Raw genomic sequence first — 20024 nt, 5'->3', positions numbered from 1 at the left:
CGAAGAAACCCACGGGTGCGATCGATATTGCAAAAATCGAACGATGTCGCTGACCCAGTTTCACGTACCGACGATCGATATCTCGCCCTACGTCGGGCACGGCACCGAAGAGAGCCGACGGGCAGTCGCGTCCGACCTGGACTACGCGTGCAGCGCAGTCGGATTCATGTCGATCACCGGGCACGGGATCCCCGAGTCCGTCCTCGACGGCCTTCGACGCGCAATCGACGGCTTCTTCGCACTGAATCCCGCCGACAAGGCGTCGTACATCATGCCGCCGGATGTCAATCGCGGCTACACGGCACCGAAGAGCGAATCGCTCAGCCTGAGCCTCGGGGTGGAGTCGGCGACACGCATGAACGACTTCTTCGAGGCGTTCAACGTCGGTACCGGCGACGGGGTCGACAATGTATGGCCGGCGGTCGACGGTTTCGTCGATGCCGTCGAGACCTACTTCGCGCACGCAGCACGGGTGGCGCGCACACTCACCCAGATCTTCGCCGACGCCCTTGGCCTTGCGCCCGACTTCTTCGAATCGATCACGAACAACTCACTCGACACTCTGCGAATGAACAACTACGCGCTTCCACCCGGGGAGATAGAGCTCGACGGCGAGTTGGACGGAATGGGCGAGCACACCGACTACGGCCTGGTCACCGTGCTCTGGGCCGACCAGGTGGCGGGGCTACAGGTAGTCGGCAGCGATCTGCGCTGGCACGATGTGTCACCCGCAGACGATGCGGTGCTGATCAACCTCGGGGACCTGACGGCCAGGCTCACCAACGATCGGTGGTTGTCCACCCTGCATCGGGTGCGGCCACCGGTCGTCGACGGAAACATCGTCCGACGTCGTTCGGTGGCGTTCTTTCACGACGGGAATCTGGACGCGACTATCGCACCGCTCGACTCGTGTGTCGAACCCGGAGAGGCACTTCACTACGAACCAGTCACCGTTGCCGAGCACATCGCCGCGAAACTGGCGGGTTCACGAGGCGGAAAGAGCAATACGACGGCAACGCGGGAGGCAGCCCGAGCACGGGCCGCCATCCCTGCATTGCGCTAGCTGGCCTCGAGTAGGTCGATCACGAATACGAGCGTCTTGCCCGACAGCCGGTGGCCCTGCCCTGCAGGTCCGTACGCCAGCTCCGGCGGAATGGTGAGCTGACGACGGCCGCCGACCTTCATGCCGGGGATTCCGTCCTGCCAGCCCTGAATCAGGCCCTGAAGCGGGAACTTGATCGACTCGCCGCGATTCCACGAGGAGTCGAATTCCTCTCCGGACTCGAACTCGACGCCGACGTAATGAACCTCGACATTGCCCCCGGGAACGGCTTCGGCGCCGTCTCCCTCGACCAAATCCACGATGACTAGATCGACGGGCGGGGGGCCTGCCTGGAACTCGATAATTGGCTTCGTCACGCGGTCCACCCTACTTCGCGGTCGTCAGCCGATTGGGGCAGGCATCAAAATTGTCCGGTATTCGCAGGTCAGCACGTTGCCGGTAGCCGGATCGCCCATCTCGACCTTCCAGGAATCGGCGAACTGGTCGACGCCCGGGTGCATCGAGATCGTGCCCGAAATCAGGATGGTTCCACGCTCGAACAATCCACGCTCACGGAGGACGTCGAGCCAGTACTTCGGTGAGAGCAGATCGGCGAGGGAACCCGTCTGAATCGGCGTCTCGCCGACCCAGGCTTTCAGGGTGATCTCGTCGATGCGATCGGCGACATCGGACAACCGCCACGCGTTGGTTCCCAGCACATCGGGGGATGCGTTCTTGCTCCAGGCGACGCTGTGAACTTCCAGCTCGCGGTCGGTGTGATCGCATGCGACGGTGAGCAGGACGTCGTTCTCTGTGTCACCGAGAATCACCAGCGCCCATTCGGCCTCTCCGGACGTGCGACCGTGCTGGACGTGCACCTCATCGGTCTGCTGCGCAAGGTACGGCGAAATCGGGTACATCGCCGGGGTGACGGTCGGAGCCGGAACACCGAGTTCTGCCAATTCGGCGATGTGGTGCGCCACTTCGTCCTGGTTGCGACCCGCGTAGCCGGCGTTGAGCAGTGTGCGAGGCTCGACCGTTTCGGTCGAACCGTCAGGGAGTGTGAACGTCAGCATCAAGGAGGGCCTCTCGTTAATTGATTGTTTCCAATACGCCGAAACACTTGCGCATACGTCTTGTATACATCAAGTATGGACATGGTACAACGGGACGAGTGACCCAAGGCACAGACGAAGGAGCCGCCATGACTGCGCAGACAGTCGACAAGAAAGGCCTGGCGAAGGCATTCGCCGCGAGCCTCACCGGCACGGCATTGGAGTGGTACGACTTTGCTGTCTACTCCGCTGCCGCTGCGCTGATTTTCCCGATCGTCTTCTTCCCCGACAGCGATCCACTGACGGGGACCTTGCTGGCGTTCTCGACCTACGCAGTCGGGTACATCGCCCGTCCCGTCGGCGGATTCGTCTTCGGACGACTCGGCGACGTGATCGGACGCAAGCAGCTACTCGTCATCACCTTGCTGTTGATCGGCGTCACCACGTTCGCCATCGGACTGATCCCCGGATACGACACGATCGGCATCGTCGCGCCGATCCTGCTTGTCACGATGCGTTTTGCCCAGGGAGTCGCAGTCGGCGGCGAGTGGGGCGGCGCAGTCCTGCTGTCGAGCGAATACGGCAACCCCAGCCAGCGCGGCTTCTGGTCCTCCGCCGCACAGATCGGACCGCCCGCAGGCAATCTTCTCGCCAACGGCGCACTCGCAGGATTGACGCTCGCTCTCACCGAGGAGCAGTTCGAATCGTGGGGTTGGCGTGTCGCCTTCCTGTTCTCGGCCGTGCTCGTCGGATTCGGTCTGTGGATTCGACTGAAGCTCGAGGACACACCGGTGTTCAAGGCGCTGCAGGAGAGCGGCGACCGATCCGAAGCGCCGATCAGTGAAGTGTTCAAGACGCAACGACGTCCGCTTGTCGCCGCAATCATGTCGCGCATCGCACCCGATGTCATCTACGCCCTGTTCACCGTCTTCTCGATCACCTACGGAACACAGAAGCTCGGGTTCGAACGAAGCGAAGTTCTGATCGCGATCCTCGTCGGCTCGACGTTCCAGCTAGGACTGATCCCACTGGCGGGAGCCCTGTCCGACCGGATCAATCGTCGGCTCGTCTATGGCGTCGCCGCCATCGGTGGCGTCACGTGGAGCGCCATCTTCTTCCTGATAATCGGTGGAAGTTCGCTACCGTTGCTGATTCTCGGAATCGTCGTCGGCTTGGCATTCCACTCGTTCATGTACGGGCCGCAGGCAGCGTTCGTGACCGAGCAGTTCACCGTCCGACTCCGCTCGACCGGCAGTTCGCTCGCCTACACGCTGGCAGGCGTGGTCGGCGGCGCGATGGCTCCGCTGATCTTCGTCTTCCTGTTGGACAAGACCGACAGCTGGGAACTGATCGTCGTCTACGTCGCCATAGTCGGCGTCCTCACGCTGATCGGACTTGCGTTGGGCAGGGGTCCCGACCGCGCCGAAGAAGAGGAGTACAAGGTCATGACGGGCGCTACGCCCGCAGCAGAATCTGCAGTGTGACTTCGAGATGATCGTCGATCGCTCGATGTACGAGGCCCTCGTCGCCCTCCTCCAGGGCGGCGACGATGGCCTCGTGTTCGGAGCACACGTTGCGTTGACGGTCCGCGGCAGCGAAGAGAGCGGTCAACCCGACCCTCAGTTGGCGAGCCCGGAGTCCGGCGTAGGTCCGCGAGAGCAGTTCGCTGCCCGCCGCATCGACGAGGATCTGATGAAACAGACCGTCCAGATCGATGAATTCCTTTGCCCCCTCGGCAGTTCGCGTGTCGGCGAGATGTTCCTGCCGGTCGAGCGCGTCGCGCATCTGGGAGACCGGCGGAGCACCTGCCTTCAACGACGCACTCGCGGCATGCCGCTCGAGTACGCCTCTCAACTCCATCAGCTCGCCGATCTGACGGCCGGACATCGCCGGCACGTGGGCGCCTCGCTTGGGTACCATTTCGACGAGCCCCTCGGCCTGCAGCATCAGCAGAGCCTCGCGAACCGGCGTGCGAGACACACCGATTCGGGTGGCGAGTTCTTGCTCGTTGAGAAACGTGCCGGTGGCGGCGGGTGACGTGAGCACTTGATCGCGAACGAACGAGTACGCCTTGTCCCGACCCGATAGCGATTGCATACGCTATGTATACCTCTGATAGCGATACGAAACCAGGAGATCAGCCGATGAGTACCACCATTCGAATCAGCCTCGCGCAGGTGACCAGCGGCACCGAACCGTCGGACAACCTGAAGATCATCGACAAGCACGCCCGCGCCGCCCACCAAGCGGGATCGACGATCGTCGTGTTCCCGGAAGCGATGATGCGCTGCTTCGGTGGACCCATTCGGACAATCGCAGAGCCACTCGACGGCCCGTGGGCCGATGCCGTCCGCGAGATCGCCAAGAGTATCGGCATCACCATCGTCGCCGGCATGTTCACCCCCGCCGACGAAGGCCGCGTCGCCAACACACTGCTGATCACCGGGCCGACAGTCGACGCTTCGTACGACAAGATCCATCTCTTCGACGCCTTCGGATTCGCCGAATCCGACACTGTCGCACCGGGATCGGAACCACTCACGGTCCAGATCGACGGAGTCACCGTCGGATTCGCCACGTGCTACGACATTCGCTTTCCGGCCCTGTTCCAGAAGCTCGGCGATCTCGGAGCCGAGCTCGTCGTCGTCCCCGCATCCTGGGGCAGCGGACCAGGCAAGGTCGAACAGTGGTCACTGCTCGCCAGGGCACGCGCTCTCGATTCCACCGCCTACGTCGCGGCGTGCGATCAGGCGGAACCAGCGGAAGCCGAAGGTACCGCGCCACTGGGCGTCGGGCATTCGGTCGTCAGCTCCCCCACCGGTGAGGTCCTCGGCGAACTCGACGCGACACCGGGGCTGCTCACCGTGGACATCGACACCGGTCTCGTCGACGCCGTTCGCAAGAAGCTCCCGGTGCTCGCGAATCGTCGACAGTTCTGACCCGACCGAGTCCGGGCAGATGACAAAAGAGCCGCCGTCCCCTGTCGGGTACGGCGGCTCTTTTCGTGCATTTCTCAGCGCGAGCTGACGTCCTTGTAGTCGCGCTCGGTGTAACCGGTGTAGATCTGGCGCGGACGGCCGATCTTCGTGGACGGATCCTCGTGCATCTCGCGCCAGTGCGCGATCCAGCCCGGGAGGCGGCCCATGGCGAACAACACCGTGAACATGCGCGGAGGGAAGCCCATCGCGCGGTAGATCAAGCCGGTGTAGAAATCGACGTTCGGGTACAACTTGCGTTCGACGAAGTAATCGTCGGTGAGCGCGGTCTCCTCGAGCTTGAGCGCGATGTCGAGCAGCTCGTCACCGTTGCCCAGCTTGCCGAGGATGGTGTGCGCGGTTTCCTTGACCAGCGTGGCGCGCGGATCGAAGTTCTTGTAGACGCGGTGCCCGAAGCCCATGAGCTTCACGCCGTCTTCCTTGTTCTTCACGCGACGCAGGAAGTCGGTGGCATCGCCGTCTTCGGCCTTGATCTTGTCGAGCATCTCGAGCACAGCCTGGTTGGCGCCGCCGTGCAGCGGTCCCCACAGTGCGTTGATGCCGCCGGAGATCGAGGTGAAGAGGTTCGCGTCCGAGGATCCGACGAGACGAACCGTCGACGTCGAGCAGTTCTGCTCGTGGTCAGCATGCAGGATGAGCAGCATGTCGAGCGCCTTGACGATCTCAGGGTCGACCTCGTAGGGCTCGGCCGGGAAACCGAACGTCATACGCAGGAAGTTCTCGACGAGGCTCTTCGAGTTGTCCGGGTACAGGAACGGCTGGCCGACCGACTTCTTGTACGCATACGCCGCGATTGTCGGCAGCTTCGCCAGCAATCGGATGGTCGACAGCTCGACCTGCGCCGGATCGTTCGGGTCCAGCGAATCCTGGTAGTACGCCGACAGTGCGTTGACCGCGCTCGACAACACCGGCATCGGGTGCGCGTTGCGGGGGAATCCGTCGAAGAACCGCTTGAGATCCTCGTGCAGCAGCGTGTGTCGACGGATCTTGTCGGTGAACTTCTCCAACTGGTCCTCGGAAGGCAACTCACCGTAGATCAGCAGATAGCTGACCTCGATGAACGAAGACTTACCGGCAAGCTGTTCGATCGGGTATCCGCGGTAACGAAGGATTCCCTGGTCGCCGTCGATGTAGGTAATCGCCGACTTCGTCGAGGCAGTGTTGACGAACCCACCGTCGAGAGTCGTGTAGCCGGTCGTAGCCAGCAGCTTTCCCAGCTCGATGCCGTCATTGCCTTCGGTCGCCTTGGCAATGGACATGATGTGTTCGCCACCGGGATAGGTGAGGGTGGCTTTGGCGTCATTCTCAGCGGGCACGAATGGTCCCTCTCGAACTCTTGTAACGGACACGTACGTAAAACGGACACTTCTATCGTCGATAGAGAAACTAGTCTCTCGGCGCCTCGGACGCCCACGGAGGGTCGGCACCCGGGCGAGAAACCGTGATGGCTGCTGCTCGCGCGGCGAACCCCAATGCTCGTTCCCAGTCTCGCTTGCCCATGTCACTCAGGGCACTCGATGTGACAATGTTCTCTTTCTCCAAATATGCGAGCAGGGCCCCGTGGACCGTGTCACCAGCGCCGATGGTGTCGACGACGTCGACCTGCACGCCGTCCACCCCAATCTCACCGGACGTCGTGAACACCGAAATTCCGTCGCCGCCACGCGTCATGACCACTGCGGTGACTCCGGCCGCGAGCCAGTCGTCGACCGTCGAACCGTCCGAACCCAATCCCAGCCAGTGAGAATCATCCTCGGACACCTTCAGAATGTCGACCGCAGGCAACCACGTGAGAAACCGTCGTCTGAACCCGTCGGCCGTGATGTCTCCGCTCGTGCTGTCGATGGCTGCGGGACGGATGTTCGGATCCAGCATCGTCAGTTTCCCAGCCGCGTGCGCGCGGTGGAGCAACGCGGCATACATCGATGCACCCGGCTCGTACAGCAACGAGAGCGTTCCGAACGACAGCGTCGTGATCTCGTCCGGCAGGTCACCTGGATCCTGCACCAGACGGTCCGCCGTACCGTCCGCGTAGAACGAGTACTGGGCGCTGCCGTCGTCGGCGAGATTGGTCATGGCAAGCGTCGTCGGCTCGTCCCCTCGCTGGACAAGCGAGACGTCGACGCTCGCATCACGCAGGCTCTGCAGAATCTGCTCGCCGAACGGATCGGTCGAGACCCGCGACAGGAACGACACCTTCTCGCCGAGACGGCCGAGCGCGATCGCGACGTTGAACGGCCCACCGCCGAGCTTCGGCGACAACAACGGGCCTTCGTGGACCGGAACGAGGTCGACCAATGCCTCTCCGCACACCAGTATCGTCATGCTGCTCGATACTCCATTCCCCAAGTGCCCGTCCAGGATTCGCCGGGCTTCAAGACGAGGAGATCGATCTCGGAGTTGAACGCATCCGGCGGGCACGTCATCGGTTCGATTGCCAGCGCTCGCCCGCGATCGGGGTACGCCTGGTCCTTCGCCGGGTCCGCGGTGAACACCTGCACCCAGTCGAATTCCCGGTCGGTCCACAGAATTGTCGCAGCGCCGTCCGGGCTCCGGAGGTAGTGCCTCGCCCTGCCGTCGGGGTCCGGCAGCTCGGCGCTGAAGGGTGTGTCCAGCCAGATCCCTTTCAGCGACTTCGGCTCGGTGAAGTCGTAATCCGACCCCGCCGTCGGCACCGATGGGCCGTTGGGCAGGTTCCGCACCGGGTCCAGCTGCAGACGCGTACCTGCCGAGAACTCGAGCGCGCAGTCGTCCAGAGGAACGTCGCCGACGCGTACGAAGGTGTGAAAGCCCATCCCGTAGGGCGCGTCGGTGTCACCGTCGTTCTGCGCCGTCGCCGTGACGACCAGCCCGTCCTCGGTGAGTTCGTGCGCGACGGTCACCGTCAACCGATACGGCCACCCCTCGTGCTGACCGACATCGACGGATTGCTCGACGCGTGACGGCGAGCGGTCCACCAACGTCCAGTCGACGCGACGGACGAACCCATGGCTTGCATTGTTGCGGGAAGGCTCGGTGATCTCGAGCCGATGTTCGGTACCTTCGAACGTGAAAGTGCCGTCGGCGACGCGGTTGGGCCACGGCGCAAGCACGAGTCCGGCCGACAGCGGCGGCTTCTCGCCCACCTTCCAGGTCTCGGTCAACGGCACACCGTCGAATTCGAGCATCCGTAGCCCCGCGCCCGTCGAGGCGACCTCGGCTCGGTACCTACCGCTGGTGAGCAGATAACTCTGTACGTCAGCCATGGGTGCCATTGTCCACCACCTTCCCTACTCGATAGCGAATGAACGCCGGAAGAGCCAACGCGGCGATCGAGACGCCGATGACGACGAGCACTCCACCACCCGCTGCAGCCGCCGCCGTCCCGACCGAAGCGGCCGCCGCGCCGTGCAGAACATCGCCCACTCGGGGGCCTCCCGCCACCACGACGATGAACACTCCTTGCAGGCGGCCACGCATCTCGTCGGTGGCAACTGTTTGAAGCATCGTGGATCGGAACGCGGCCGAAATCATGTCGGCGCCACCACCGAGGGCAAGGAACGCCAAGGCGAACCACAGCGCGATCGCCGTTGCACCGTCCGCTGCGAGACCGACCGCGACACCGAACCCGATCATCGCGACGCCCCAGACCACGATGCAGATCAGCACCGCGAGACCTTGGCGCCGCACTCGGGGCAGCCAACCGGAGAAGACTCCGCCGATCACCGCACCGGACGACATCGCTGCGAACAACATGCCGAGTACCGGCCCGCCCGTCGCCGGATCCCCGAAGCTCTCGTGTGCGATCTGTGGGAACAGCGCGCGCGGCATGCCGAACACCATCGCGATGATGTCGACGACGAACGACGCCAACAGCACCTTCTGCGTCGCGAGGTAGGCGAAACCCTCGAACACCGACCGCAATCCAGCTCGTTGCCCGGTCTTGGCCGGGGGAATAGCGGGCAACTTGAACACGGCCCACAGCGTCGCGAACAGTGCAATGGTGTCGATCAGGTACAGCGTCTCGAGTCCGATGAGATAGATCAGGATGCCCGCGCTGAGGGGACCCGCGATCGCTCCGAAGTTCATCACGGTCATGTTGAGCGAGTTCGCGGCCGGGAGCTGCTGGGCCGGGAGAATCCGCGGAAGGATCGCACTTCTGGTCGGCTGGTTCACCGCGAAGAACGCTTGTTGAACTGCCAACAGCACGAGAATGATCCAGACGTTGTTCAGGTCGAGAAACGCCTGCAACCAGAACAGCGCCGAGGTCCCGATGAGACCGCACGTGGTGATCATGAGCAGAGTGCGGCGATCCATTACGTCCGCGAGTGCTCCACCCCATAGACCGAAGACGATGAGCGGGACCAGCGCGAACACACCCGTCAGCCCGACGTAGGCGGAGCTCAGGGTGATCTGAAAAACCTGTTGCGGCACAGCCACGATGCTCAGTTGGGCACCGATGACCGTGACGATGTTGGCGAGCCACAACCGGCGGTATGCCGGGGTTTTCAGAGGCGTCGTATCGGCGAGAATGCCGCGAAGCGTGCTCACGGCTGCAGGCGCTCAACTTTTCCCGTGGCGACCGTGAGACGGATTCTGTTGTGCAGACGAGACTTTCGTCCCTGCCAGAACTCGACAGTCTCCGGCCTTACCCGGAAACCTCCCCAGTGCGGCGGAACAGGTACGTCCCGGCCCTCGAACTCCGCTGTCACCGCGTCGAGCGCATCGTTCAACGCCGCACGCGAGGAAATCGGCCTCGACTGCTGTGACGCCCACGCACCCAACTGCGAACCACGAGGACGCGACGCGAAGTACTCGGCAGTCATCTCCGCCGACACCTTCTCGGCGGTGCCTCGGATCGTCAACTGACGCTCGATGCCGATCCACGGAAACGTCAGCGATGCATAGGCAGTGTGCTGCAGCTGGGCGCCCTTGTCGGAGTCGTAATTGGTGTAGAACACGACACCGTCGGCGTCGAGTCCCTTGCACAGAACCGTCCGGGTCGACGGGCGGCCGTCGGCGTCCACGGTGGCCAGGACCAGCGCGTTCGGCTCGGGAATCAAGGCCTCGATCGCGTCGGCGAGCCACTCCCGGGCTACCGGCAGCCAGCCGTTCTGCAACCGGTCGACGTCGAGATCGAGGTCTTCCTTGTAGTCGACACGCATGTCGGCGAGGGGTGGTTTGTCGTTCCGCACGAACCCAGACGCTACTCCCGGGTACGACCCGCTAAAGTTCACCCACAGGCAAGCCCGGAGATGGAATCGACCCTTGCAGTTCCACGGGCCCGATCAGGAAGAGTCCACGCGAAATGGCTGTTCAGCAGATACCGGAAGATTTCGTCAGTGGGCTCGAAGGCGTCGTGGCGTTCACCACCGACATCGCCGAACCGGACAAGGACGGCGGCGCACTGCGCTACCGCGGCGTCGACATCGAGGATCTCGTCTCCAAGAACGTCACCTTCGGCAACGTGTGGGCGCTGCTCGTCGACGGTCGCTTCGGCCCGGGACTGCCGCCAGCCGAGCCCTTCCCCTTGCCCATCCACACCGGCGACGTCCGCGTCGACGTCCAAGCCGGACTGGCGATGCTCGCCCCGATCTGGGGCTATCAGCCGCTCCTCGACATCGACGACGCCACCGCCCGCGACCAGCTCGCCCGCGCGTCCGTCATGGCGCTGTCCTACGTCGCGCAGTCGGCCCGCGGTATCTACCAACCCGCTGTGCCGCAGAAGAAGATCGACCAGTGCGAGACCGTCACCGCACGCTTCATGACGCGATGGAAGGGCGACCCCGACCCCGCGCACACCGAAGCCATCGACGCCTACTGGGTTTCCGCCGCCGAGCACGGCCTCAACGCATCGACGTTCACCGCACGCGTCATCGCGTCCACCGGCGCCGACGTCGCTGCCGCACTCTCCGGAGCCATCGGCGCCATGTCAGGCCCACTGCACGGCGGAGCACCGGCTCGTGTGCTGCCGATGATCGAAGAGGTCGAGAAGACCGACGACGCCCGCGGCCTCGTCAAGGGCATCCTCGACCGCAAAGAAAAGCTCATGGGCTTCGGCCACCGCGTCTACCGCGCCGAGGACCCCCGGGCCCGGGTGCTGCGCGCGACCGCCAAGCGTCTCAACGCACCGCGCTACGAGGTTGCGGCCGCGTTGGAGCAGGCAGCACTTGCCGAACTGCGTGAGCGTCGACCCGACCGCGCCATCGAGACCAACGTCGAATTCTGGGCCGCAGTGATCCTCGACTTCGCCGAAGTTCCGGCACACATGATGCCGGCGATGTTCACCTGTGGCCGTACCGCCGGATGGTGCGCGCACATCCTCGAGCAGAAGCGCTTGGGCAAGCTCGTGCGTCCTGCCGCGATCTACACCGGACCCGCGCCCCGTACCCCCCAGTCCGTCGACGGGTGGGGCCAGATCGTCTGAGGCGGGCTCGGGGGGTTGGTGCTTGCCTCATCGAGGTGACCGAATGACTCATTCGGTCACTTTCGGGCGCGAACGCGCACCTTCCAGCCGAGGCGCAGGTTGCAACCTCCGCGCTGGCTGAAACCTGCGCGGCGCACCCACACCGGACCGAATGACTCATTCGGTCACTTCCGGGTGTGAACGCGCACCTTCCAGCCCAGGCACGCGTTGCAACCTGCGCGCTCGCTGGAACGTGCGCGGAGCGGCGCAGTCTACACGATTTTCGGCTATCCACAGGCTGGCTATCCACATCTACCGCTCCGATCGGGCAGCGGTCAGCATTGCCGCATGCACATCGGTGAAGATCCCCTGCTGCTACGACGCGTGCTGATCCGCAGCGGATCGACGGACAGCGATATTCGGAGCGCGAAAGCAGACGGATCGATCACCACCCTCCGCCGGGGCGCCTTTGCGGCGACGGCTGCACTCGATGCGATGCGCGCTGAAGACCTGCATCTACTCGCGATCCGAGCGAACCTGTCCGCGGCCAAAAGCCAGCTGGTGGTGAGTCACCAATCAGCCGCCGTCCTACACGGATTCGCAATGTGGGCTCCGGAACTCACGCGGGTGCACGTCACAGCGAATCGAACTTCAGGCGGTCGGAAAACGAAGTTCCGTCATGTCCACGCAACTCCTCTCACTGCCGCTGACCTGGTCATGGTCGATGGCATCGAGGTCACTTCCCCGGACCGAACCGTTGCAGATTTGCTCAGGATTCTCCCGTTCGAGGCGGGCGTATGCGTCGGCGATTCCGCACTTCGGGCCGGTTCGGCGACCAAGCCCGGGATCATTGCGGCGCTCGAACGATCGGGTGGCCGAGGACTTGTCACCGCCCGACGCACGCTTGACTTCTGCGATCCACGAAGCGAGAGCGTCGGCGAGTCTCGCACCCGCGTGTTGCTTCACCGACTCGGCTTTCCTGCGCCTGAGCTGCAGGTGAATCTGTACGACGAAGCGGGCCGTTTTCTGGGCCGAACGGATTTTCTGTTCGTACTCGGCGTCATCCTCGAGTTCGACGGCATGGTGAAGTACACCAAGCACCTCCGCCCTGGGCAAACAGCAGCCGACGTTGTCGTCGCAGAGAAGCTTCGCGAAGACGAGATGCGCGCGCTGGGTTGGGTGCTTCTGCGATGCACGTGGTCCGACCTCGACCATCCGGAGCGATTCGCCGCCAAGCTGAAGCGCGCATTCGAGCTTGCTGTGTCGCTCCCGTCGCCGCGCACCAATTCTCGCCCCTGAACGCGCACCTTCCAGCCCACGCGCCGGTTGCAACCTGCGCACCCACTGGAACGTGCGCGGAACACAGTGGAAAACTCCCCAAGCCCAACCAGCCGTGGGCACCACCTTCCAAACCTGCGCGCAACCGCCCGACGTGCAGCGACTACCCTGTAGCTGCCATAATCCCTCGACGCTAGGATGCGCTGCTCAATGGCCGATTTGCCGATCATTCCCGCCGATCTTCTGCCCGCCGACGGACGTTTCGGCTGCGGACCATCCAAGGTTCGCCCCGAGCAGCTGCAATCCCTGGTCGACGTCGGTGCATCCGTGTTCGGTACGAGCCACCGTCAGAAGCCGGTCAAGGACGTGGTTGCACGCGTACGCAGCGGACTCAAAGATCTGTTCGACCTTCCCGAGGGTTACCAGGTCGTGCTCGGCAACGGTGGCACCACCGCGTTCTGGGACGCCGCCGCATTCGGCTTGATCCGCGAGAAGTCCCTGCACCTGACCAACGGCGAGTTCAGCTCGAAGTTCGCCTCGGTGGCCAAGAACAACCCGTTCATCGGCGATCCGATCGTCGTGAAGGCCGAGCCGGGCAGTGCCCCGGAGCCGACGTCCGATCCGTCCGTAGACCTCATTGGGTGGGCACACAACGAGACGTCGACGGGTGTCGCCATCCCAGTGAGCCGTCCGGCCGGATCCGAGAACGCGCTCGTCGCCATCGACGCAACGTCCGGCGCAGGCGGTTTGCCGGTGAACGTCGCCGACTCGGACGTCTACTACTTCGCACCGCAGAAGTGCTTCGCTGCCGACGGTGGCTTGTGGGTTGCACTGATGAGCCCGGCAGCACTCGCCCGCGTCGACGAGATCGCCTCCAGTGGCCGTTGGGTCCCGGACTTCCTGTCGCTTCCGATCGCGATCGACAACAGCAGCAAGGACCAGACCTACAACACCCCCGCGGTGGCGACGCTCTTGCTGTTCGCGGACCAGATCGAGTGGTTGAACTCGCAGGGCGGCCTGGATTGGGCTACCGGACGCACGGCTGATTCGTCGTCGCGCCTGTACGACTGGGCCGAGAAGAGTGAGTTCGCGACGCCGTTCGTCGAGAACCCGGCGCACCGCAGCCAGGTCGTCGGCACCATCGACTTCGACGAGAAGATCGATGCCGCGCAGGTCGCGAAGGTCCTTCGCGCCAACGGCGTCGTCGACACCGAGCCGTACCGCAAGCTCGGGCGCAACCAGCTGCGCGTCGGCATGTTCCCTGCGATCGAGCCGGACGACATCACCGCTCTCACCAAGAGCATCGACTGGGTCGTCTCCACGCTGAACTAGCAGCACGCTCACAGCTCGGGCGCCCTCAGCGAGGCATAGACTGGCGAGAAATTCGCAAGTCGACTTACCTCGAAAGGGCGCCCGATGCGTGTTCTCGTCGCTCTGTCGAGGCTGCGCGTCACCATCGCCTACGTCGCAATCTCGGTCGTGGTCGCGCTCCTGATGGACCGACTTGGACCACACTCTCAGTGGCGTGTTCTGCACGAGGCAAGTACCAACCTTCACAATCTGAGTGACGGCCATGTCGCCACCCTTGTCACCAGCGCATTCCTCACCGACGGTGAGCTGAACTGGGGATGGCTTGCGGCCGTGGCCTTGGTCTTCGCGGCCGCGGAATGGATCTCGGGATCGAAGCGATTCCTTCTGACTGCAGGCGTGGGCCACGTCGGTGCCACGGCAGCTGTTGCCGTGGGCCTGTCCGTCGGGATTCACGCCGATCTGCTTGCCGATTCCCTCGCTATGACTGTCGACGTCGGGATCAGCTATGCGGCAGCCGCTGTCGTCGGATCCATGATCGCCTACCTGCCCGCCCGCGGGATGGTCGTCTGGGCCACCGGGTGGATCGTCGCCGTCGTCGCTGCTGCGATCTCGGATCCGTCCTTCACAGCCTTCGGCCATGCGGGCGCGTTGGTGATCGGTTTCGCGTTGGGCGCAGCGTTCGTACACAACGATGGAAAACGGTTGCTTTCCAATCGATCTCACTCCGACGCTACCGAACGTATGCAACCGCAGCACTCGGTGACTAGTCTTTGACACTGGCACGAAACAAGCGTGTCGGACACCAGCTGAACATCACGAGTGGATTACAGTCGAGGGACGATATCGCGAGTCGGCGCGATGAGGAGGTCAAGGTGCGAGATCTACGCGTGGTCGGTCTCGAACCGGACGGGCAGTACGTAATCTGCGCAGATCCCAAAACCGGCGACAAATTCCGGCTTCCGGCCGACGACAAGCTCCGCGCGGCCTCCCGCGGTGACATCGCTCGACTAGGACAGATTGAGATCGAAATGGACAGTTTGCTTCGCCCCAAGGAGATCCAGGCTCGCATCCGAGCCGGCGCCACCGTCGAGCAGGTTGCCAACGACTCCGGGATGGCGCTGAGCCGTGTCGAGGTGTTCGCACACCCCGTGTTGCTGGAACGCTCACAGGCCGCGTCGATGGCCCAGGCAGGTCACCCCATGCGTCACGACGGTCCGGCGGTGCAGACTCTCGCAGAGATCGTCGCCCTCGCCTTCCGCGCCCGTGGCCACCATCTCGACGAGGCCACATGGGACGCGTGGCGCGACGAGGACAACAAATGGGTCGCCCAGCTGAAGTGGCAGGCAGGACGCACAACCAACAAAGCTCACTGGCAGTTCCTTCCAGACGGCCACGGCGGAACGATCACCGCGTTGGACGACGCCGCAGCGGAATTGGTCGATCCTGACTTCGGACGCCAGCTCCGCGGGCTCGCTCCGGTTCGTGCACTCGAGGTTGCCCCCGAGGAATCCCAGCAGTCGTTCGACGATTACTACGGCACGACCGCGGACAGCGAACTCGAAGCCGACGTCGAAATCGAGGAAGACGTCCCGTCCGCGGTGAACGAGCCCAAGCACGACTCAGCTCCAGCACCCAAAAAAGATAAGAAGGGCAAGCCCGCGATGCCGTCGTGGGAAGATGTTCTGCTGGGTGTCCGCAGCAGCGGTCACAACTGAACATGGTCGGCTGACACCGATCGAGAAGGGTGCCGGGAGTGGGGGCCAAAGCATCGACCATCTGGTACATCGACGCACCCGATCCGATCTCGCTGTTGCGGGAAACGACGTCGTCGGACTGGGATGCAGCTACAGCCCTGGTGGGGAGATTGTTCCCCGACAACATCGCTGTACCGAACGGCGAAGGACCGATCACACGGTCGGCGGGCGCCTCGCCTGACGAGGTGTTCATCGGGTGCTACCCGGGAGCCACCGTCATCTGCGGAAACAACCTGTCCATCGCGAAACCGTCACTCATTCCCGAATTCTGGACCAGGCCCCTGGCGTCGGAGCGCACCTACCTCGTAGCGACCGATCCGACGACTGCATGGGGCGCTTTCGCCTACTGGGAACGCGGCACGCTACGCAGGTCGTTCAGCGCGACACCGATCTACATCTACGAGGACACCGGTCTGCCGCTTGTCTGGGAGCGACCGTTCTGGGCCGGCGAACGTCCATTGATCTATCCTCCTGACGTCATGCCGGACCCGCTGTCTCTGCCCTTTCACCCGCAGGAATTCGCCGAGACCGCCAACGCGGAGTGGCTAGGATTTCGCTACACAGGTGTCCCGCGTGGGGACGAGTTCGACGCGAGTTCGTTGCCGGTGTGTGGGTTCACAATGTACGAGCCGGGTCAGCAACCTCAGCCAGCAGTGGTGGAACCACCGTCGGTGCCCGAGGAGAAGAAGTTCATGCGCTGGCTACGACGGAAATCCCCAGAACCACAAAGCTGATCACGGCTCCGACGCACGCTCCGTAAACAGGCCATCTCCAGACTGGCGTAGCACGCCACCGCACCACCGTCGGTGCTGCTCCACCGACGACGATCAGGTTGATCCCGATTGCAAGAAGGACATTGATGTCGGCCAGTTCACGGCCGAATGCGGTGAGCGCAGCGCCGACGAGAACTGCACAAAACAGTGCGACGGGGATGCCGGTGTAGAGGACCTCATGGTCGGGGGCAGGAGTGGAGCCTGCGGGAACGACCCGGGAGGCAGGAGTGGAGCCTGTCGGAACGACCCGGGAGGCAGGAGTGGAGCCTGTCGGAACGACCCGGGAGGCAGGAGTGGAGCCTGTCGGAACGACCCGGGAGGCAGGAGTGGAGCCTGAGGGATCGACCTGGTTCACAGGAGTGGAGCCTGCGGGGGTGTCTGAAGTCGCACACGCTCGTAGAACGCCATGGCGGCGGCGGTGGCGACATTGAGTGAATCCGTTCCTGGCGCCATCGGGATGCGTGCACGAACGTCGGTGGCGCGCATGGCGTGTTCGGTCAGTCCGGGCCCTTCGGCTCCGAGTAGTAGTGCCACTTTCTCGCCCGTCATTGCCTCGGCGAGCGGTATCGCCGTCGGATTGGGAGTCAGCGAGATTGTTTGAAAACCACTCTCTCGCAGTATGTTCAGCCCCCTCGGCCAGTCGGGAACACGTGCGAACGGAACCCGCAGTACGTGGCCCATCGACACCCGCACCGCGCGTCGATACAGCGGATCAGCGCATGCCGCACCGAAGAGCACCGCATCCGCGCCGAGTCCGGCCGCGTTGCGGAACATCGACCCGAGATTTTCATGGTCGTTGACCCCTTCCAGCACCACGACCGTTCGTGCGCGCTCGAGCACCTCGGCGAGGTCCAGTTCCGGCGGTCGATGCGCCGCAGCGAGCACTCCTCGATTGAGGTGAAACCCGATAGCCTCGGCCATGACCTCCGCGCTCGCTCGGTAGAAGGGGACGTCGACGCCATCGAGGCAATCACCGAGTTCTTGCAGCCGACGGTCGACCCCGAGCAAACTGATCGGACGGAACCTCGACGAGAGCAAGCGCTCCGCCACCAGAACGCCTTCGGCGATCACCAAGCCTTTCCCGTCGGGTAGGTCGGGACGGCGATCGGACGAGTTGAGATCGCGGAAGTCGTCCAGCCTGGAATCGGCGGAGTTTTCGATGTCGATTACGTGTACCACGTGTCCATCTTGGCACCTGTATGAAAAGCTCGACTGCGATGACTACCGAAGACACGATCAACATCAGAACGGCCACCGACGACGACTGGGACGCGGTCGCACTTCTCGACGCCCACGCGTTCGGTGAGCACCAAAATTCGGAGGACCTCGCCGAAACTCAGATTCTGACGAGCTCCGAGCACGTTGTCATGGCGTGGGATGGAAGCACGCCCGTCGGCGTCGCGATGCATTTCCCGATGTCCGTGACGGTCCCCGGCGGCGAACAGGTGGACGCGTCGGGTGTGTCGTGGGTGTCGGTCGCGCCCACCCACCGAAGGCGCGGCATTCTCCGCCGCATGTTCACCGAACAACACCGCAAACTCGACGCCGCGGGAGCGCCGCTGTCGCTCCTCACTGCCAGTGAAGCGACGATCTACCGTCGGTTCGGATACGGTCCTGCGACGGAGGAACACGCAATCGTGCTCGACCGTCGGTTCGCACAGTTCCACAAGTCGGTTCCACCCGTCACCGGAGTCCGTCTGATCGAGTCGACGGAAGCGTCGACACTGCTGCCCGAAATCTACCACCGCTGGCAGTGCAAAACTGCTGGGGCACAGCCGAAGCCGCCGATTCGCTGGCAGCGATTCTTTGCCGACCGGGAGAACCGTAGGCATGGACTGACCGAGCTGTTCTTCATCGCGCACGCCGACGGTTACGTCGCCTATCGCCGGAGTCCTACCGAAAGCAAGGTCGTCGTTCAGGAGTTCATCGCCGTCACAGATCAGGCATACGCCGAGATGTGGCAAGTACTCGCGGGGATCGATCTCGTCGACACAATCGAGGTCAGCCAGGCCCCGGACGAGGCGCTGCCATTCTTGCTGACGAACAATCGTCTGCCCAAGATCACCGGCCTTCACGACGCACTGTGGTGTCGGATCATGGATGTGAAGGCAGCATTGGAAGCACGCACCTACGGCGTCGACGCCCAGTTCGTCCTCGAGGTGGAAGACCCGTTCCTCGACGCAGGCGGCACCTTCGACGTGACGATCTCTGCGGGCGCAGCGACTGTCACGCGTACCGAAGCTGCACCAGACGCGAAGGTCGGTCTCGACGTCCTCTCGTCGATGTACTTCGGAACGCACCGTGCGACGCGATTCGCCGCCGCGTCGAGGCTGTGGACCCGCGATCCGGAGGCACTCCATACGGTCGACATCGCCTTCGCGACCGATCGGGCCTCGGTCATGGGCTGGGCGTTCTAGAGCGTGTCTCTTAAATTGGGTCCGTTTTCGTTTTCATCGCCGGGCGGTGGTTGTGGTTGCGGGAGTGCAGAACTGCCGCGCACAGGACAACGCCCCCGAGGAATGTCATGGCGTACTTGTCATATCGAGTGGCCACACCACGCCACTGTTTGAGCCGCCCGAAGCCACGCTCGACGGTGTTGCGGTGCTTGTACATCGTCGGATCGAAACCCGGTGGACGACCACCGGCGGACCCCTTGTCGGCCCGTCGCTGCTTCTGGTCGCTGCGCTCGGGAATGGTGTGTTTGATCTTGCGGCGACGCAGTTCGGTGCGGGTACTGGGATGGGTGTACGCCTTGTCGGCGAGCAATCGGTAGTCCTGGTCCCCACCGGCAGCTCGGTGGGCATCGAGCAACGGCACCAACTGTGGATTGTCCCCGGCTTGCCCACCGGTCAGCAGCATCGTCACCGGCGAGCACGTCAGGTCGGTCAGTGCATGGATCTTCGTGGTGAATCCTCCGCGAGATCGACCCAACGCGTGGTCAGCGGGTTCGTCGACGGATTTCTTGTAATTCGACAAGGCCCCCTGTGAGAGTGTCGGCTCGCGCACCGGCCGCATGCTGATGCGCCCGGACGCTGGTCGAGTCGATCGAGAGCACCGCCCCGATATCGCCGTCGAGTTCTTCCGGGTCGAGACCGAACACCTCGGCCACCGCGGCAAGCATCTCGTCGTAGGTGCCATCGAAGGACCATCGGTGGTGGCGTTTCCACACCGTCTGCCACGGACCGAAGTCCTCCGGCAGATCTCGCCACGGACACCCGGTACGGAATCGGTATGCGATGCCCTCCAGAATTCGCCGGTGCTCGGCGAACCGCCGCCCACGTTTTCCCACGTCGGTGGGTATCACTGGCTCGACGATCTCCCAGAACTCGTCACTGATCACTCCCACGCGCGTCATCGAAATATCATCGCTGACAGCACCTCTCAAATTTGGGAGACACGTTCTAGACGATCCCGGCCCCGCCCAGTGACC

Annotated in this window: 20 protein-coding genes and 1 pseudogene; 10 read left to right on the top strand and 11 right to left on the bottom strand. The window is 63.5% G+C overall.

Features of this window, described 5'->3' with window-relative positions:
- Nucleotides 1-43: 43 nt before the first annotated feature.
- Nucleotides 44-1063, top strand: a complete 1020-nt coding sequence (locus tag WDS16_RS01020) for an isopenicillin N synthase family dioxygenase (RefSeq protein ID WP_338889830.1) — start codon at nt 44-46, stop codon at nt 1061-1063.
- Here WDS16_RS01020 and WDS16_RS01015 read toward each other — a convergent pair.
- Both WDS16_RS01015 and WDS16_RS01010 read right to left on the bottom strand, forming a co-directional pair.
- A complete protein-coding gene (locus WDS16_RS01015; protein WP_338889828.1) occupies nt 1060-1419 on the bottom strand; it encodes an FKBP-type peptidyl-prolyl cis-trans isomerase in 360 nt (119 codons plus the stop codon). The genes WDS16_RS01020 and WDS16_RS01015 overlap by 4 nt on opposite strands.
- A 24-nt stretch (nt 1420-1443) precedes the next feature.
- Nucleotides 1444-2118, bottom strand: coding sequence for a DUF2848 domain-containing protein (locus WDS16_RS01010; RefSeq protein ID WP_068377683.1), 675 nt, complete (start codon nt 2116-2118; stop codon nt 1444-1446).
- Nucleotides 2119-2246: 128 nt separating this feature from the next.
- Here WDS16_RS01010 and WDS16_RS01005 point away from each other — a divergent pair, with 128 nt between their 5' ends.
- Nucleotides 2247-3581: an MFS transporter gene (locus tag WDS16_RS01005; RefSeq protein ID WP_338889822.1), complete on the top strand. Its 1335-nt coding sequence runs from the start codon at nt 2247-2249 to the stop codon at nt 3579-3581.
- On the opposite strand, the gene WDS16_RS01000 is transcribed toward WDS16_RS01005, so the two are convergent.
- Entirely contained in the window at nt 3553-4194 is a 642-nt protein-coding gene (locus WDS16_RS01000) for a GntR family transcriptional regulator (protein ID WP_338889821.1), read from the bottom strand. The genes WDS16_RS01005 and WDS16_RS01000 overlap by 29 nt on opposite strands.
- Before the next feature lie 47 nt (nt 4195-4241).
- Between WDS16_RS01000 and WDS16_RS00995 the strand changes: the two genes are divergently transcribed.
- Nucleotides 4242-5036, top strand: a complete 795-nt coding sequence (locus WDS16_RS00995) for a carbon-nitrogen hydrolase family protein (RefSeq protein ID WP_338889819.1) — start codon at nt 4242-4244, stop codon at nt 5034-5036.
- A 74-nt stretch (nt 5037-5110) separates the two neighbouring features.
- On the opposite strand, the gene WDS16_RS00990 is transcribed toward WDS16_RS00995, so the two are convergent.
- The 5 genes from WDS16_RS00990 to pdxH all read right to left on the bottom strand — a co-directional run bounded on the left by WDS16_RS00990 (nt 5111) and on the right by pdxH (nt 10237).
- Nucleotides 5111-6409, bottom strand: coding sequence for a citrate synthase (locus tag WDS16_RS00990; protein ID WP_338889817.1), 1299 nt, complete (start codon nt 6407-6409; stop codon nt 5111-5113).
- Nucleotides 6410-6479: 70 nt separating this feature from the next.
- Nucleotides 6480-7418, bottom strand: coding sequence for a carbohydrate kinase (locus WDS16_RS00985; protein ID WP_338889815.1), 939 nt, complete (start codon nt 7416-7418; stop codon nt 6480-6482).
- Nucleotides 7415-8347 carry an aldose 1-epimerase family protein gene (locus WDS16_RS00980; protein WP_338889813.1) on the bottom strand — a complete coding sequence of 311 codons (933 nt, stop codon included), beginning with the start codon at nt 8345-8347 and terminating at the stop codon, nt 7415-7417. Before WDS16_RS00980 ends, WDS16_RS00985 begins: the two co-directional genes overlap by 4 nt.
- Nucleotides 8331-9623 carry an MFS transporter gene (locus WDS16_RS00975; RefSeq protein ID WP_338889812.1) on the bottom strand — a complete coding sequence of 431 codons (1293 nt, stop codon included), beginning with the start codon at nt 9621-9623 and terminating at the stop codon, nt 8331-8333. Before WDS16_RS00975 ends, WDS16_RS00980 begins: the two co-directional genes overlap by 17 nt.
- The gene (gene pdxH, locus WDS16_RS00970; protein WP_338893219.1) at nt 9620-10237 is read right to left on the bottom strand and encodes a pyridoxamine 5'-phosphate oxidase; all 618 of its coding nucleotides are present in this window, start codon (nt 10235-10237) and stop codon (nt 9620-9622) included. Before pdxH ends, WDS16_RS00975 begins: the two co-directional genes overlap by 4 nt.
- Nucleotides 10238-10380: 143 nt before the next feature.
- Here pdxH and WDS16_RS00965 point away from each other — a divergent pair, with 143 nt between their 5' ends.
- The 6 genes from WDS16_RS00965 to WDS16_RS00940 all read left to right on the top strand — a co-directional run bounded on the left by WDS16_RS00965 (nt 10381) and on the right by WDS16_RS00940 (nt 16555).
- On the top strand, nt 10381-11499 hold the full coding sequence (locus tag WDS16_RS00965) for a citrate synthase 2 (RefSeq protein ID WP_338889810.1): 1119 nt from the start codon (nt 10381-10383) through the stop codon (nt 11497-11499).
- Nucleotides 11500-11826: 327 nt separating this feature from the next.
- Nucleotides 11827-12777, top strand: a complete 951-nt coding sequence (locus WDS16_RS00960) for a hypothetical protein (RefSeq protein WP_338889808.1) — start codon at nt 11827-11829, stop codon at nt 12775-12777.
- A 189-nt stretch (nt 12778-12966) separates the two neighbouring features.
- Nucleotides 12967-14088, top strand: a complete 1122-nt coding sequence (serC, locus tag WDS16_RS00955; protein ID WP_338889806.1) for a phosphoserine transaminase — start codon at nt 12967-12969, stop codon at nt 14086-14088.
- 84 nt (nt 14089-14172) lie between these two features.
- The gene (locus WDS16_RS00950) at nt 14173-14841 is read left to right on the top strand and encodes a rhomboid-like protein (RefSeq protein WP_338889804.1); all 669 of its coding nucleotides are present in this window, start codon (nt 14173-14175) and stop codon (nt 14839-14841) included.
- A gap of 98 nt (nt 14842-14939) precedes the next feature.
- Entirely contained in the window at nt 14940-15782 is an 843-nt protein-coding gene (gene sepH / locus WDS16_RS00945) for a septation protein SepH (RefSeq protein WP_338889802.1), read from the top strand.
- A gap of 38 nt (nt 15783-15820) precedes the next feature.
- Complete coding sequence (locus WDS16_RS00940) at nt 15821-16555, top strand: DUF6928 family protein (protein WP_338889800.1); 735 nt, start codon at nt 15821-15823, stop codon at nt 16553-16555.
- Here the strand turns inward: WDS16_RS00940 and WDS16_RS28185 are convergent.
- Nucleotides 16512-16949, bottom strand: coding sequence for a DUF2537 domain-containing protein (locus WDS16_RS28185; RefSeq protein WP_422395734.1), 438 nt, complete (start codon nt 16947-16949; stop codon nt 16512-16514). The genes WDS16_RS00940 and WDS16_RS28185 overlap by 44 nt on opposite strands.
- Nucleotides 16946-17773 carry an RNA methyltransferase gene (locus WDS16_RS00930; protein ID WP_338889799.1) on the bottom strand — a complete coding sequence of 276 codons (828 nt, stop codon included), beginning with the start codon at nt 17771-17773 and terminating at the stop codon, nt 16946-16948. The genes WDS16_RS28185 and WDS16_RS00930 overlap by 4 nt, the downstream gene beginning before the upstream one ends.
- A gap of 38 nt (nt 17774-17811) precedes the next feature.
- Between WDS16_RS00930 and WDS16_RS00925 the strand changes: the two genes are divergently transcribed.
- Complete coding sequence (locus tag WDS16_RS00925) at nt 17812-19011, top strand: GNAT family N-acetyltransferase (RefSeq protein ID WP_338889798.1); 1200 nt, start codon at nt 17812-17814, stop codon at nt 19009-19011.
- Between the two features lie 10 nt (nt 19012-19021).
- Here the strand turns inward: WDS16_RS00925 and WDS16_RS00920 are convergent.
- Nucleotides 19022-19949: pseudogene (locus tag WDS16_RS00920) on the bottom strand (IS5 family transposase).
- Nucleotides 19950-20024: the final 75 nt, after the last annotated feature.

The sequence above is a fragment of the Rhodococcus sovatensis genome, assembly GCF_037327425.1.
GTDB classification, from domain to species: domain Bacteria; phylum Actinomycetota; class Actinomycetes; order Mycobacteriales; family Mycobacteriaceae; genus Rhodococcoides; species Rhodococcoides sovatense.
This window is presented reverse-complemented; position numbering and strand designations above follow the sequence as displayed.

What these genes read in the sequence shown, in the direction of transcription:
- WDS16_RS01020 (WP_338889830.1), top strand. Translation starts at nt 44, where the DNA reads ATGTCGCTGACCCAGTTTCACGTACCGACGATCGATATCTCGCCCTAC.
- WDS16_RS01010 (WP_068377683.1), bottom strand. Translation starts at nt 2,118, where the DNA reads ATGCTGACGTTCACACTCCCTGACGGTTCGACCGAAACGGTCGAGCCT.
- WDS16_RS01005 (WP_338889822.1), top strand. Translation starts at nt 2,247, where the DNA reads ATGACTGCGCAGACAGTCGACAAGAAAGGCCTGGCGAAGGCATTCGCC.
- WDS16_RS01000 (WP_338889821.1), bottom strand. Translation starts at nt 4,194, where the DNA reads ATGCAATCGCTATCGGGTCGGGACAAGGCGTACTCGTTCGTTCGCGAT.
- WDS16_RS00995 (WP_338889819.1), top strand. Translation starts at nt 4,242, where the DNA reads ATGAGTACCACCATTCGAATCAGCCTCGCGCAGGTGACCAGCGGCACC.
- WDS16_RS00985 (WP_338889815.1), bottom strand. Translation starts at nt 7,418, where the DNA reads ATGACGATACTGGTGTGCGGAGAGGCATTGGTCGACCTCGTTCCGGTC.
- WDS16_RS00980 (WP_338889813.1), bottom strand. Translation starts at nt 8,347, where the DNA reads ATGGCACCCATGGCTGACGTACAGAGTTATCTGCTCACCAGCGGTAGG.
- pdxH (WP_338893219.1), bottom strand. Translation starts at nt 10,237, where the DNA reads ATGCGTGTCGACTACAAGGAAGACCTCGATCTCGACGTCGACCGGTTG.
- WDS16_RS00965 (WP_338889810.1), top strand. Translation starts at nt 10,381, where the DNA reads ATGGCTGTTCAGCAGATACCGGAAGATTTCGTCAGTGGGCTCGAAGGC.
- WDS16_RS00960 (WP_338889808.1), top strand. Translation starts at nt 11,827, where the DNA reads ATGCACATCGGTGAAGATCCCCTGCTGCTACGACGCGTGCTGATCCGC.
- serC (WP_338889806.1), top strand. Translation starts at nt 12,967, where the DNA reads ATGGCCGATTTGCCGATCATTCCCGCCGATCTTCTGCCCGCCGACGGA.
- WDS16_RS00950 (WP_338889804.1), top strand. Translation starts at nt 14,173, where the DNA reads ATGCGTGTTCTCGTCGCTCTGTCGAGGCTGCGCGTCACCATCGCCTAC.
- WDS16_RS00925 (WP_338889798.1), top strand. Translation starts at nt 17,812, where the DNA reads ATGACTACCGAAGACACGATCAACATCAGAACGGCCACCGACGACGAC.